This is a genomic window from Neobacillus sp. FSL H8-0543 (assembly GCF_038592905.1).
GTDB lineage: Bacteria > Bacillota > Bacilli > Bacillales > Cytobacillaceae > Neobacillus.
Map to the genome: position 1 here is coordinate 4,569,348 of NZ_CP151943.1, position 13,216 is coordinate 4,582,563.

The 13,216-nt window shown below is 40.3% G+C and carries 14 protein-coding genes and 1 riboswitch; all 14 genes read left to right on the forward strand.

Annotated elements, in window-relative coordinates; translation table 11 throughout:
* The first annotated feature begins 97 nt into the window (after window positions 1–97).
* The 14 genes from NSS81_RS22830 (at window position 98) to NSS81_RS22895 (ending at window position 13,176) form a co-directional block, all read left to right on the forward strand.
* Entirely contained in the window at window positions 98–517 is a 420-nt protein-coding gene (locus NSS81_RS22830; RefSeq protein ID WP_342430904.1) for a MerR family DNA-binding transcriptional regulator, read from the forward strand.
* Window positions 510–1,280: an enoyl-CoA hydratase-related protein gene (locus tag NSS81_RS22835; RefSeq protein WP_342430905.1), complete on the forward strand. Its 771-nt coding sequence runs from the start codon at window positions 510–512 to the stop codon at window positions 1,278–1,280. Before NSS81_RS22830 ends, NSS81_RS22835 begins: the two co-directional genes overlap by 8 nt.
* Window positions 1,281–1,284: 4 nt before the next feature.
* Window positions 1,285–2,829 (forward strand): AMP-binding protein, encoded by a 1,545-nt coding sequence (locus NSS81_RS22840; RefSeq protein WP_342430906.1) that lies wholly within the window; start codon window positions 1,285–1,287, stop codon window positions 2,827–2,829.
* Window positions 2,830–2,960: 131 nt separating this feature from the next.
* Entirely contained in the window at window positions 2,961–4,463 is a 1,503-nt protein-coding gene (locus NSS81_RS22845) for an AMP-binding protein (RefSeq protein WP_342430907.1), read from the forward strand.
* A 10-nt stretch (window positions 4,464–4,473) separates the two neighbouring features.
* The gene (locus NSS81_RS22850) at window positions 4,474–5,619 is read left to right on the forward strand and encodes an acyl-CoA dehydrogenase family protein (RefSeq protein WP_342430908.1); all 1,146 of its coding nucleotides are present in this window, start codon (window positions 4,474–4,476) and stop codon (window positions 5,617–5,619) included.
* A 186-nt stretch (window positions 5,620–5,805) separates the two neighbouring features.
* Window positions 5,806–5,915, forward strand: a riboswitch (TPP riboswitch).
* Between the two features lie 90 nt (window positions 5,916–6,005).
* Window positions 6,006–6,812 (forward strand): hydroxyethylthiazole kinase, encoded by an 807-nt coding sequence (gene thiM / locus NSS81_RS22855; protein WP_342430909.1) that lies wholly within the window; start codon window positions 6,006–6,008, stop codon window positions 6,810–6,812.
* A 15-nt stretch (window positions 6,813–6,827) separates the two neighbouring features.
* The gene (gene thiD / locus NSS81_RS22860; protein ID WP_342430910.1) at window positions 6,828–7,643 is read left to right on the forward strand and encodes a bifunctional hydroxymethylpyrimidine kinase/phosphomethylpyrimidine kinase; all 816 of its coding nucleotides are present in this window, start codon (window positions 6,828–6,830) and stop codon (window positions 7,641–7,643) included.
* Window positions 7,640–8,293 carry a thiamine phosphate synthase gene (thiE, locus tag NSS81_RS22865; protein ID WP_342430911.1) on the forward strand — a complete coding sequence of 218 codons (654 nt, stop codon included), beginning with the start codon at window positions 7,640–7,642 and terminating at the stop codon, window positions 8,291–8,293. Before thiD ends, thiE begins: the two co-directional genes overlap by 4 nt.
* Window positions 8,294–8,306: 13 nt before the next feature.
* Window positions 8,307–8,819: an energy coupling factor transporter S component ThiW gene (thiW, locus tag NSS81_RS22870; RefSeq protein ID WP_342430912.1), complete on the forward strand. Its 513-nt coding sequence runs from the start codon at window positions 8,307–8,309 to the stop codon at window positions 8,817–8,819.
* Between the two features lie 80 nt (window positions 8,820–8,899).
* Window positions 8,900–9,658, forward strand: coding sequence for an ABC transporter ATP-binding protein (locus tag NSS81_RS22875; RefSeq protein WP_342430913.1), 759 nt, complete (start codon window positions 8,900–8,902; stop codon window positions 9,656–9,658).
* Window positions 9,648–10,415 carry an ABC transporter permease gene (locus tag NSS81_RS22880; protein ID WP_342434128.1) on the forward strand — a complete coding sequence of 256 codons (768 nt, stop codon included), beginning with the start codon at window positions 9,648–9,650 and terminating at the stop codon, window positions 10,413–10,415. Before NSS81_RS22875 ends, NSS81_RS22880 begins: the two co-directional genes overlap by 11 nt.
* A gap of 15 nt (window positions 10,416–10,430) precedes the next feature.
* Window positions 10,431–11,441 carry an ABC transporter substrate-binding protein gene (locus tag NSS81_RS22885; RefSeq protein WP_342430914.1) on the forward strand — a complete coding sequence of 337 codons (1,011 nt, stop codon included), beginning with the start codon at window positions 10,431–10,433 and terminating at the stop codon, window positions 11,439–11,441.
* A gap of 141 nt (window positions 11,442–11,582) precedes the next feature.
* The gene (locus tag NSS81_RS22890) at window positions 11,583–12,755 is read left to right on the forward strand and encodes an iron-containing alcohol dehydrogenase (protein WP_342430915.1); all 1,173 of its coding nucleotides are present in this window, start codon (window positions 11,583–11,585) and stop codon (window positions 12,753–12,755) included.
* A gap of 25 nt (window positions 12,756–12,780) precedes the next feature.
* Window positions 12,781–13,176, forward strand: coding sequence for a thioesterase family protein (locus tag NSS81_RS22895; RefSeq protein WP_342430916.1), 396 nt, complete (start codon window positions 12,781–12,783; stop codon window positions 13,174–13,176).
* Window positions 13,177–13,216 lie beyond the last annotated feature (40 nt).

The window sequence follows — 13,216 nt, forward strand, 5'->3', positions numbered from 1 at the left end:
TACTTTTTCGAAGTAGGATTTTTTACTGCACCGTTGTATATTATAATTGACGTTGTTGGTAGCTATAAAGTAAAATTATTGATAGGAGTTGAAAAAAATGCCAGTAAAAAAGTCAGAATATATAGAATACTTAATATCTGATTTAGTAGAAGAGTTTGGAATTAGCCAGCGCACAATACGTTACTACGAGGAACTAGGACTGCTTCATCCTAGGCGGACCGCTGGAAATCATAGGATTTATACGAAGCGGGACAGAGCTAGAATAAAAATGATTTTGAGAGGAAAGCATCTCGGTTTTTCGCTACAAGATGCTGCTGCTCTTATTAGTCTGTATGATATTGATTCTACCCAAATCAAACAATATGAAGAGGGAATTAAGCTCGCTTATCACCATTTAAAGGAGGTGAGGAAACGACAGAAGGAGTTAGAGTTGGTAGAAAAGGATTTAGTGGATGCCATCAAAGATGCGGAAAACAAATATATGATTTTAAAAGAAAGGGGACATCAAGATGAGTAAAAAAGTCGTGGTCAATCATCAGGATGGAGTGACAATTATTACAATTAATCGACCAGATAAACATAATTGTATTGATGGAGAAACCGCACAATTGCTCTATGAAGCATGGGTGGATTTTCGAGAGGATGACCATGCTAAGGTTGCAATTTTGACCGGAAGCGGGGCATCGTTTAGTTCTGGTGCAGATTTAAAGGCGATAGACACGTTAGGCCCAAAAAATCAATTTGATGCAGACTTTGTGTATGATGGAAAAGGTTATTTAGGATTTACGAGAATGACTGATATTTTCAAACCAACGATAGCAGCAGTTAATGGTTTTTGCTTTGCAGGAGGATTGGAAATGGCCGCTTGGTGTGATATTCGTATCGCTGCAGCGGATGCTGAATTTGGCTGCTTAGAAAGACGCTGGAATGTTCCATTAGTTGATGGAGGAACGCAGCGAATTCCAAGGATCGTCGGTTGGGGACGCGGCATGGACTTAATTTTAACAGGAAGAAAAATTGACGCTGCAACGGCATTGGATTGGGGATTGGTTACAGAGGTAGTCGAACCTAGTAATCTATTAGAACGTGCAAAAGAGCTTGCTTTTCAAATGACTACCTATCCACAAGGGTCGCTGCGTTCGGATAAACAAGCGGCTGTAAGGGGTTGGGGACTTCCATTGGAAGAAGCATTACGTATTGAATGTCAGTTAGGAATGCCTCATACAAAAAGTGAGGAAACGAGAGAAGGATTAACAAATTTTATCAATCGAAAGGGGTAATAAAATGATTGCTGCTGAATTGATTAAACGAGGGGCCAAGTATTATACGAATCAAACCGCAGTTATTTACAAGAATGAGAAACTAACCTTTACAGAAGTTCATAAAAATTCTAACCGCTTAGCCAACGCACTTTATAAATTAGGACTGGAAAAAGGTGATCGGATTTCATTTTTGTTAGCAAATTCCATACATAGTGTGGAAATAGACTTTGCCATGTTAAAGTCAGGATTGGTTCGTGTCCCATTAAACACAAGACTTTCCGAAGAAGAACAGTTTCATATGATTGTTGAAACGGATTCAAAGGCGATTTTATTCACAGCAGAATTTGCTGATCGTGTTGCTAGCTTAAGAAAAAGGCTCACAAAGGACTCTTTATTTTGCCAGGTGGATGGAACTGTAAAATACGACTGGATCATACCAATTTCCGCAGAAATGAAAGCGGTTACAGATGACGATCCAATTGTTCATCTATTGGAAGAAGATTACGCAACGCTCCAATATACTTCGGGTACAACAGGGAAGTTGAAAGCTGCCATTCATACCCAGGGATCGTGGGCAGCTATGGCAGCAAACATCCTATCAACACTTACGATCGAAAAAGGAGATATTATGATGCATGCTGCACCCTTAACACATGCCTCAGGGATACTAGTCCTGCCACATTGGATAAGAGGTGCAGCAAACGCAATTCTACCAACCTTTCACCCTCAAGAATTTCTACAAGCCGTCGAAACGATTAAACCAACTACTCTCAACTTAGTCCCAACTATGATTGTCATGCTTTTATCCCATCCAGAAGTGGAGAAGTATTCATTTGATTCTGTCCGTAGTGTTATCTATGGTGCTTCACCTATGCCTAGGGAAGCATTAAAAAGAGGCATTGAATTATGGGGACCTAAATTTATTCAATATTTTGGACAGACTGAGGTTCCTCTCATTCTCTCTACCCTTTCAGTAGAAGATCATATTTTAGCAATAAAAAACCCTGAATACTATGACAGACTGTTGTCATGCGGGCGCCCAACGATTACTACAGATGTAAAAATTGTCGATGAAGATGGGGTAGAGGTGGAGCAAGGGGAGATTGGTGAGATCGTTGTGTCTTCTAATCAAGCAATGTCAGGCTACTGGAAAGAAGAAATATTGACAGGTGAGACGATAAAAGGAAAGTGGATTTTTACAAGGGATATGGGCTACATCGATCAAGAGGGTTACTTGTATTTAGTAGATCGCAAGTCAGATATGATCATCAGCGGTGGCTTTAATATTTACCCGCGTGAAGTGGAAGAAGTCCTGTACAAGCATCCTGCTGTTCTGGAGGCGGCTGTTGTTGGAGTACCAGATGAAAAGTGGGTTGAAAGTGTAAAGGCATTTGTTGTCCTAAAAGAGGGATATTCTTTGAGTGAAGACGAAATCATTGAACATTGTAAGGACCTATTAGCATCCTATAAAAAACCAAGGTCTGTTGAATTTATTGATAGCTTACCAAAAAGTGCAGTTGGTAAAGTCGTTAGAAGAATGCTTCGAAAGGAAGAGTTGAGAAGCTAAGCAGGTACAGCACCATCTACCATTAATTTAGATAGCCTATCATATAAGAATTTGCAAGCGCATACATTTAATCCGTATACCAATTATGTAGCACTTGAAAAATAGATTCATATAGGACGGGGGAATAGGATTTGAATATTAGTCAAATTTTGCTAAATACAGCTAATGGTGCTCCAAGTCATCGTGCGGTGGTTTTTAGAAATGAAAGTATTACTTATAAAGAATTAGCTAGTAGAGTTCAAGAGAAAGCAGTCGGATTAAGAAAGTATGGGATAAAAAACCATTCACATGTTGGGTTAATTATGGGCAATAAGCCGGATTATGTGATAGCCTATTTTGCCTTATTATCACTTGGAGTAACTGTCATCCCAATCAATCCACTATTTAAAGAAAATGAAATTACCTATATTCTCAATGATGCAGATGCGGTGGCGGTAGTGGTTGATGAAATTGGATTAGGAGAGGTGCTTAAATCTCGTCCCTCGTTATCAATGGTAGAGAAGGTCTTCTCGCTCCAACCGGAGGATACCGTTATTCCTTGGGACGAAGTGCGTGGAGTAGCAGAGGATTTCTACCTTGAACCGAAGAATAAGGATGATCATGCGCAAATTATTTATACGTCCGGAACTACTGGTAAGCCGAAAGGTGCTTTAATCACCCATGGAAATCTTGAATGGATGAGCAAAACAAGTGCGGAAATCTTAGAACTGACAAAGGAAGACCGCGTCCTCGTAGTCCTTCCGCTTTTTCATGCGTATGCAAAGCTGCAGGGACTTCTTCAATGTGTGTTAGAGGGCTGTACGATTTATTTAGAGGAGCGATTTATTCCCGATGCGATCTTGCAAAAATTGGCTGATGAAAATATATCGGTATTTCTAGGTGTTCCTACGATGTATACGATGTTTGTTCATTCACCACGGATAAGTGAATTGGATTTTTCCCAGCTGAGAATTGCTGGTTCTGGCGGTGCCAGCCTTCCAGTAGAAATCATTGAAAAAGTGAAAACGCTATTGGGGGTTGAAATCGGCGAAGGTTACGGGCAGACGGAAAGTACCGTGATGATTAGCTGTTATCCAAACGATATCGAAAAACAAGTTGGATCAGTCGGGGTTCCGTTACCAGAAATTGAACTGAAACTTATCGATCCAAATGGACGAGAAGTCCCTATTGGTGAAGTCGGAGAAATCATCTTCCGCGGGCCAAATGCGATGAAGGGTTATTACAAGAAGGAAGAAGAAACGAAATCGACAATTATTGACGGCTGGGTCTATACGGGAGATCTTGCGAGGCAGGATGAACAGGGACGAATTTATATTGTGGATCGCAAGAAAGATATGATTATCCGTGGTGGCTTCAATGTTTATCCTCGTGAAGTGGAAGAGGTGTTGTATACCCATCCTGATATCGTAGAGTGCGCCGTAATCGGAGAATCTGATCCGGTATTCGGTGAGGAAGTGGCAGCCTATATTGTGACAAGTGAACCTCGAACGCCTGTAGAAATCTCTACATTCTGTAAACAGCTGCTTGCCCATTATAAGGTGCCAAAGAAAATTTACTTCTTGTCAGAGCTACCGAAAACAGCAACAGGAAAAATCCTGAAAACACCGTTGAAAAAAAACAATTTAGCTAGGTAGGAGTGATGAGATGTATAAGCCATACTTAAAAGAAGAGCATGAAATTTTTAGAAAGTCCTTTGTTAGGTTTCTAGACCGGGATGCTGCTCCATTTTTTGAGGAATGGGAGCAGGCAAAACAGGTTCCAAAGTCATTTTGGAAGAAAGCTGGTGAGCAAGGATTTCTGTGTCCATGGGTGGAGGAAAAGTATGGTGGTTCTGAAGCGGATTTCGGCTATTCAGTCGTCATTACTGAGGAGCTTGATAAAATTGGTGCAGGCATCGGTGGCCTTGGACTTCATAATGATATTGTCATGCCATACATTGGTGAATTTGGCTCTGAGGAGCAAAAGAAAAGATGGCTCCCAAAGGCAATAAGCGGTGAGATGATCTCAGCGATTGCAATGACCGAGCCAGGAACAGGATCAGATTTGGCGGCAATTAAGACAACCGCCAGAAAAGTGGGCGGCAATTATATTTTGAATGGTGAAAAAACATTTATCACAAACGGGTATTCTGCCAATTTTGTAATTGTCGTTTGCTTAACAGACCCAACTGCCAAGCCTTCACATAAAGGAATCAGTCTACTGGTAGTCGAAGAAGGGACACCAGGATTTAAAAGAGGGAAAAAATTACGTAAAGTAGGTCAGCATGCAAACGATACCTCTGAGCTGATTTTTGAAGAGGCCATTGTCCCACAGGGGAACTTAATCGGTGAAGAAGGAATGGGATTTTATTATTTAATGCAAAAACTTCAGCAAGAGCGGTTAATGCTGGCGATTGGAAGCATTGCAGGCTCGAAAAGAATGCTGGATCTTACGGTTGATTATGTGAAACAACGGACAGCATTTGGCAAACCTATCAGCAAATTTCAAAACACCCAATTTAAAATTGCTGAAATGGCAACGAATATCAAAATCGGAGAGATATTTGTCGATCAGTTAATCGTTGATCATATCGCAAAAAAGAACATCGTCAATGAAGTTTCAATGGCGAAGTGGTGGATGACGGACTTAGCCAAGAATGTTGCAACGGAATGCATGCAGCTGCATGGCGGCTACGGTTATATGGAAGAATACGAGATTGCCAGAAGATATCGTGATGTTGCAGTAGGCTCTATCTATGCGGGCACCAATGAAATCATGAAACAAATCATTGCCAAAAATATGGGACTGTAGAGTGACTGTCACCATATAAATATTTAACTGTAATTATATTATGTAAACTGTCGTTGAGAATAATAAAATGCCTGTCTGGTCTTGAAAAATGGGCAGGCATTTCATTTCTTATAAATGGGTAAATTGGGAATTATTACTTTACATAAATGGTTAATAGGTTTATGATGGACATAATTTCATATGTTATGTATCTACTAGGGGTGCCCAGAACGCGGGCTGAGAGAAAATTGCCAAATTTTCAACCCTCTGGACCTGATCTGGATAATACCAGCGTAGGGAAGTAGCGAGAGATTTTTCAATTTTCATTAAGTCTTTCCACTAATTCACCTAGCCAGGTCCTTTTTAAGGGATCTGGCTTTTTTGCATTTAAAAAAGGAGGTAAAGGAATGGATAAAACGAGTATTTATACAATTTTACAAAGAGTAAGAGAGGAAAATCCGCTCGTACATAATATCACCAATGTTGTGGTAACGAACTTTACAGCTAATGGGCTGCTTTCACTTGGTGCATCACCAGTCATGGCATATGCTGCAGAAGAAGTAGCAGATATGGCGAGGATTTCTCGTTCGTTAGTTTTAAATATTGGGACATTAAATCCACAAACGGTAGATTCAATGATTTTGGCTGGAAAAGCAGCAAATGATTCTGATATCCCAGTCGTTTTTGACCCAGTGGGGGCCGGGGCTACCAATTACCGAACCGAAACAGCACAAAGGATAATGGCAGAAATAAATATCGCCGTGATTAGAGGAAATGCCTCTGAAATTGCCAATGTTGCTGGACAGAACTGGACGATGAAGGGTGTAGATGCTGGCGAGGCAAAAGGAAACATCGTTGAATTGGCAGTAGCGGCAGCAAAAAAACTAAATACCCTTGTCGTCATCACCGGTAAAGAAGATGTGGTAACGGATGGAGAAACCACCTATGTTGTTGCAAATGGACACCCGATTTTGACAAAGGTGACAGGCACCGGTTGTCTATTAAGTTCCGTAATTGGTGCGTTTGCAGGGGTTGAAAGAAATCTGTTTGCTGCTTCTGTGGCGGCTTTATCCTATTATGGGGTTGCTGCGGAGAAGGCAGCGGAGACTACTGCTGAACGAGGTCCTGGCAGTTTCCAGATAGAGTTCTTAAATCAGCTTTCTAAGGTTTCTCTTGAAGATATTAATCAATTTAGTTCATTTAGAAAATTGTAAAGGGGGTTGCCAAAAATGATTAAAAAAGTATTGACAATCGCAGGTTCTGACAGTGGAGGAGGAGCTGGAATTCAAGCGGATTTAAAGACCTTTCAGGAATTTGAGGTTTTTGGGATGACCGCTTTGACGGCAGTCACCGCTCAAAATACACTAGGCGTTCAGGCGGTCTATCCGATGACAGCCGATGCAGTAGTAAAACAAATACAATCCATCGGAGAGGATATTGGTGCAGATGCCATCAAAACAGGCATGCTCTTTAATGCAGAAATCATTGAAGCTGTTTCCGAAAGCCTAAAATTTTATCAATGGGACAATATCGTAGTGGATCCTGTCATGATTGCGAAGGGAGGTGCCTCTTTGTTAAAGCTGGAGGCGATTTCTGCAATGAAGCGATTCTTGTTGCCAATTTCAAAAGTAATTACCCCAAATATTCCTGAAGCTGAAGTATTAACAGGATTGTCGATACGAACGGCTGAACAGAAAGAAGAAGCTGCTAAAAGACTTTGGGATATGGGTGTGGAGAATGTTGTTATTAAAGGTGGCCATGATGAGAATCAAAGTGATTCCGTCGATCTATTGTTTGATGGAAAAAAATTCAGCAGATTTTCTAATAAACGAATCAAGACTAAGAACACCCATGGCACTGGTTGTACGTTTTCGGCAGTGATTACTGCTGAATTGGCAAAGGGTCAAAGTGTTTATGAAGCTATTTTGATGGCGAAGGATTTTATTCAAGCGGCGATTGAAGAGGGGATCGAAATTGGTCATGGGCATGGTCCAACCAATCATTGGGCCTTTCGAAAAGAAAAACGTAAAGGAGTTACACGATGACAACAATCTTATCAGATAACTTACGAAAGACACTTAAAGTCTACTTTATTATGGGCAGCGTCAACTGTAAAAATAACAATCCTGCTGAAATTCTCAAGGAAGCGATTGCTGGGGGAATCACCCTATTTCAATATCGTGAAAAAGGAGAAGGCGCATTAAAGGGCGGAGAAAAAATTGCCCTTGCGAAGGAACTCAAAGCCATCTGCAGAAATCATCAAATTCCTTTCATTGTCAATGATGATATCGAATTAGCACTCTTAATCGATGCCGATGGTGTCCATATTGGTCAGGAAGATGAGTCAGTAGAAGCAGTAAGGAAACGGATTGGCAAGAAGATTTTAGGTGTATCTGTCCATACGCTAGAGGAGGCACAGGCTGCCATTCGGGAAGGAGCTGATTATTTTGGAATCGGCCCTGTTTTCCCAACGACAACTAAGTTGGATGCTAAGGCATCACAAGGAACCAAACTGATTGAAGCCTTACGTGCTAAAGGTTATACCATACCCATCGTCGGAATTGGGGGAATCACTGCTGAAAATGCGTCAACTGTTTTTGAGGCAGGAGCAGATGGTGTTTCAGTGATTACCGCCATCAGCCAGGCGGATTCACCACAGTCTGCAGCTATAGCATTGAGCGCAATAAAAAAATAAAAGGGGTGCTTTTATGAAAAAAACACAAAAGCTTACACTTACTGCAATGATGATTGCCATCGGTACACTTACAAGTAACCTTCTCTATATTCCTGTCGGATTCACAAAGGTTTTTCCCGTACAGCATCTTTTAAATGTACTTTCTGCGGTAATCCTGGGTCCTTATTATGCCGTAGCCCAAGCCTTTGGTGTTTCAATGATAAGAAATATGATGGGAACAGGTTCCATTTTTGCCTTTCCTGGAAGCATGGTGGGGGCACTACTCGCCTCGCTATTATTCTTGAAAACGAAAAAGCTTTACCTAGCCTTTACCGGAGAAGTAATAGGGACAGGTATTCTTGGCGCGCTTCTATCGTATCCAATTGCTACACTCTTCCTTGGACAAGAAGCAACATTATTTGGGTTCATTCCCTTATTTATTTTTAGTTCTTTTGCTGGTGGACTATTCGGGTTTATTATTCTTACGGTTTTCTTAAAAAATAGAGTAATCTTACCCAGCGCAACTGGTTTAGACCACCGTAGATAATTTACTTGTAATTGAATAAACGAGAGACATTAAAAGCTGTCCTCATAGAAGAATACTTTTACCAAGGGGGTATGTAGACTTTGTCAAATACTTCTATGTTATCAATAAAGGAACTAACCTATGCCTTCAAAGGCACAGCACCAATTTTTCAGCATCTAAAAATGGAAGTGAAGCCAGGTGAATTCATCTCGGTTATTGGAGCAAGCGGTTCCGGTAAGAGTACCCTATTTAAATTGATTACCGGTTTACTAGAACCAGACCACGGTGAGATCCGCATCAATGGGCTAGACACTAGAAAGAGACTAGGGAAAATCGGCTATATGCCACAGAAAGATTTGCTTTTACCATGGAGAACGGTTGTAGAGAACGTATTGCTACCAGTAGAGATCACAAAGGAAAATAAGCGTCAGAAACTCCCTGAGATTCAGGAGTGGCTGGAAAGATTTGGACTAGCTGAATATGAAAATGCCTATCCTGATGAACTTTCGGGAGGAATGAGGCAGCGTGTAGCTTTTTTAAGAACGCTCATGACCGGAAGAGAACTATTATTATTAGATGAACCGTTTGGAGCACTCGATTCGATGACAAAGCGTAGCATGCACAGTTGGTTATTAGGGCTTTGGGGCGAATTGCAAAAAACTGTAATGTTTATTACTCATGATCTGGAAGAGGCGATCCTCCTAAGTGACCGAATTTATCTCATTCAAGGGGAGGGTCATCAAGCCTTACAAGTAGTTGAGGTAAACCTAGAAAGACCTAGGAGCCCGGATCTAATTTATCAACCAGAATTCATTACGATAAGAAAAGAACTGGAGCAGTTGATTCATGATGAAAGATAAATGGAAAAAATGGATGGGAGACTATGGTCTGTTCCTGCTGATTGCCATTCTTTTCTTAAGTATATGGGAATGGGTGGTGGTTCAAGGATGGATTCCTTCATTCATCTTACCTTCTCCATCAGACATAGGAAAATCATTGGTGGAAAATTGGCAGCTGTTAGTTGAAGTGCATTTACCAGCTACCCTTAAAGAAGTCTTAATTGGTTTTGCTCTAGCCGTAAGTGTAGGAATTTTACTAGGAGTAGCGATGCACTTTTCTCGTTTACTAGAAAAAATTATCTATCCGTTTCTTGTAATCTCGCAGACTATCCCCTTAATTGCGATTTCTCCGATATTTATTATGTGGTTTGGCTATTCGATTTGGAGTAAAGTCGCGGTGACTTTTTTAATCGCCTTTTTCCCGATTGTCGTAAGTACATATGATGGATTGAAATCAAGTGGAAATGAATATCGTGAATTACTTTTAACGATGGGGGCAAGTAGGCGGGCGATTTTTAAAAAGGTGCAAATACCAATGGCACTCCCGGCGATTATGTCAGGGTTGAAGATGTCTGTTGTTTATTGTGTAGTTGGTGCAACGATTGGTGAGTGGCTCGGTGCAAGTGAAGGATTAGGATACTTCAGCCGGCGAATGTCAGGAAACTTACAGGCAGATGCCGTATTTGCTGCAATTTTCCTGCTATCTGTACTTGGTATTTTGCTATTTTCACTCATAAATCTAATCGAAAAACAATTATTAAAAAGGGTTATAAAGTGAGAGGAAGAAACTTTAATGAAAAACAAAATATTTATTTTTGTAAGTATAGCAATCCTATTTTTAACTGCCTGTGGTAAAAACGAGACAGGAACCACTGGAAATGACATTGATCCAAAGCTCCAGAAAGTAAGTTTAATGCTCGATTGGTATCCGAATGCGGTCCACTCCTTTCTTTTTGCAGCAAAGGAAAAGGGCTATTTTAAAGAGCAAGGGTTAAATGTGGAGATTCAAATGCCTGCCGATACAAATGACCCACTAAGACTTGTGGCCGCAGAACAGATTGACATCGCAATTAGCTATCAGCCTCAGGTGATTGTTGCACGGGGTGAGGATATTCCAGTCCAATCATTTGGTGCGCTTGTTCGCCAACCGTTAAGTCAATTAATGATTCATGCAGATAGTCCCATTCAAATTCCAAAAGATTTAGCAGGGAAAACGATTGGGTACTCTTCCATTCCATTGTATGAAGCTATTATTCAAACTATGGTGAAAAAAGATGGTGGAGATATTAATAAAGTAAAAATGGTCGATATTGGATGGGATCTCATCCCGGCAATGGCAACGAAGAAAACGGATGCTATCATTGGTGGTTTTATCAATCACGAAAAAATACTTCTTGAAAAAGAGGGCTACCCAATAAGACTAATAAATCCGTCAGATTTTGGGGTTCCCAATTATTATGAGTTAGTTCTGGTCGGAAGTGAATCCGGATTAAAAGAAAAACCAGAGGTGTTTAATAAGTTTTTAGCTGCGATTACCAAGGGACAGCAATTTGTTCAGGATCATCCGGAAGCAGGTTTGGACCTTTTAATGAAGCATGAGGACAAAACCTCGCCGCTTGAGAAAGAGATTGAAGAGAAAAGTTTAGAAATACTTCTTCCACTTATGGACGCCAATGATAAGCCGTTTGGCTATCAGGACCTTGCTACATGGACCGAAGTTTCTCAGTGGTTATATGATAATAAAGTGATTAAAAACCAAGTTAAACCAGAGGATGCCTTTATAAATTTTCAGGTTGGTTCATAATTTTAAAAAAGCCCGCTTTGCATCGTAGCAAAGTGGGCTTTTCTGCAGGGAACGAGGTTTTCGTAAATAAAATAAGAAAGAATATTTAGAATAATATATAATATTATTGATGATAAATAGCTTTTTAGAGGAGTTGGGTGTATGAATCAATTTGTGTCACCTAAGAAAATCTTTCATGGTGAAGGTTCCCTTAGTAAGATTGATGAGATCATAAGAGAAACGAATGTTCGAAAGGTATTTTTGCTTACCGACCCGATTTTAATGGAACTGGGCGTGATTCAGCCAGTCTTACAAATTTTAGAAAAAGAAAAAACTCAGGTTCATTTGTATACTAATGTTATTCCAGAGCCATCCTTGGAGATTGGGAATTTGGTAGTTGATGAGATTAGAGAAAGTAAAGCAGAATTAGTGATTGGGATAGGCGGCGGCAGTGCCTTAGATTTGGCAAAGGCAGCAGCCGTACTGGCGGATAACGCTGGTCGTTTGGAAGACTATTTGAATTTGAGCGGCAGTAAAAAATTAATAAATAAAGGATTGCCAAAGGTACTTATACCGACGACAGCAGGTACGGGGGCGGAGGTTACTGACATTGCGGTTTTTTCATTAGCCGATACAAAAGATGTGATTACCCATGAGTACTTGCTGGCAGATTATGCAATTGTTGATCCAGTCTTAACCTATACCCTCCCGCCTAGGGTAACTGCCGCAAGTGGGATTGATGCTTTTACACATGCATTAGAGGCGTATACTTCGATTCAGGCAACACCTTTGACTGACACCCTAGCGCTGGAAGCGATGCGACGGATTGTTGGAAATATTAAACGAGCAGTCTGGAATGGCAAAGATAAAGTAGCCAGGGAACAAATGGCATTAGGGAGTTTATTTGCCGGTTTAAGCTTCTTCAATGCCGGTGTGGCAGGGGTTCATGGTTTAGCCTATCCACTCGGAGGTTTATTTAAGCTGCCTCACGGAGAGTCGAATGCCGTATTGCTACCATATGTCTATGATAATATTTGGCCATCCTGTATCGAAAAAATGGTACAGATTGCTAAGGTATTTAATCTACCTGCCAATGAGAAAAATGACCGTGAAATGGCTCAAGCTGTGGTTCAGAGTTTACTAGAGTTAGTTAAAGAAGTCGGATTACCAACGACCCTTGCCGAATATCCTATTCATCGTGAGGATATTAAGCGTTTAGCTGAAAACGGGATGAAGCAAACAAGATTACTAAGAAGAAGTCCGAAACCATTGAACTTAGAATCAATCGAGCAAATTTATCAGAATGCCTATGAAGGTGTATTAACAAATCGGTAATTTTTGAAAGGTTGGAGTTTAATCAATGTATAAGATGATAATTGAACCGCGTGTTTCTGAGACTGACGGTGTCGGTCATATTAACAATACAACCATTCCTATTTGGTTCGAAGCAGCCCGAAACCCAATATTTAAATTATTTACCCCAGACAATTTATTTGAGAATTGGAAAATGATTATTATTAATATGAATGTAGAATATTTACAGCAAATCTATTTTGGAAGAAATGCTGAGGTTTTTACTTGGGTAAAAAAAATCGGAAATTCTAGCTTGAAATTATATGAGGAAATTCATCAAGACAAACGGGTTTGTGCTAAGGGTACTGTGACCTATGTTAATTTCAATCTTAAAACACAAAAGTCAGAACCGATTCCTGATGAGATTAGGAGAGAACTTGAATTGCATCATTTTCTAGAATAATAAATGGAGAACAAAAAAGTGACAGCATCATCCAATTTTC

Excerpts from the sequence above, each read along its gene's own strand:
- NSS81_RS22835 (WP_342430905.1), top strand. The coding sequence starts at position 510 with ATGAGTAAAAAAGTCGTGGTCAATCATCAGGATGGAGTGACAATTATT.
- NSS81_RS22840 (WP_342430906.1), top strand. The coding sequence starts at position 1,285 with ATGATTGCTGCTGAATTGATTAAACGAGGGGCCAAGTATTATACGAAT.
- NSS81_RS22890 (WP_342430915.1), top strand. The coding sequence starts at position 11,583 with ATGAATCAATTTGTGTCACCTAAGAAAATCTTTCATGGTGAAGGTTCC.
- thiW (WP_342430912.1), top strand. The coding sequence starts at position 8,307 with ATGAAAAAAACACAAAAGCTTACACTTACTGCAATGATGATTGCCATC.
- NSS81_RS22830 (WP_342430904.1), top strand. The coding sequence starts at position 98 with ATGCCAGTAAAAAAGTCAGAATATATAGAATACTTAATATCTGATTTA.
- NSS81_RS22885 (WP_342430914.1), top strand. The coding sequence starts at position 10,431 with ATGAAAAACAAAATATTTATTTTTGTAAGTATAGCAATCCTATTTTTA.
- thiE (WP_342430911.1), top strand. The coding sequence starts at position 7,640 with ATGACAACAATCTTATCAGATAACTTACGAAAGACACTTAAAGTCTAC.
- thiM (WP_342430909.1), top strand. The coding sequence starts at position 6,006 with ATGGATAAAACGAGTATTTATACAATTTTACAAAGAGTAAGAGAGGAA.
- thiD (WP_342430910.1), top strand. The coding sequence starts at position 6,828 with ATGATTAAAAAAGTATTGACAATCGCAGGTTCTGACAGTGGAGGAGGA.
- NSS81_RS22880 (WP_342434128.1), top strand. The coding sequence starts at position 9,648 with ATGAAAGATAAATGGAAAAAATGGATGGGAGACTATGGTCTGTTCCTG.
- NSS81_RS22850 (WP_342430908.1), top strand. The coding sequence starts at position 4,474 with ATGTATAAGCCATACTTAAAAGAAGAGCATGAAATTTTTAGAAAGTCC.
- NSS81_RS22895 (WP_342430916.1), top strand. The coding sequence starts at position 12,781 with ATGTATAAGATGATAATTGAACCGCGTGTTTCTGAGACTGACGGTGTC.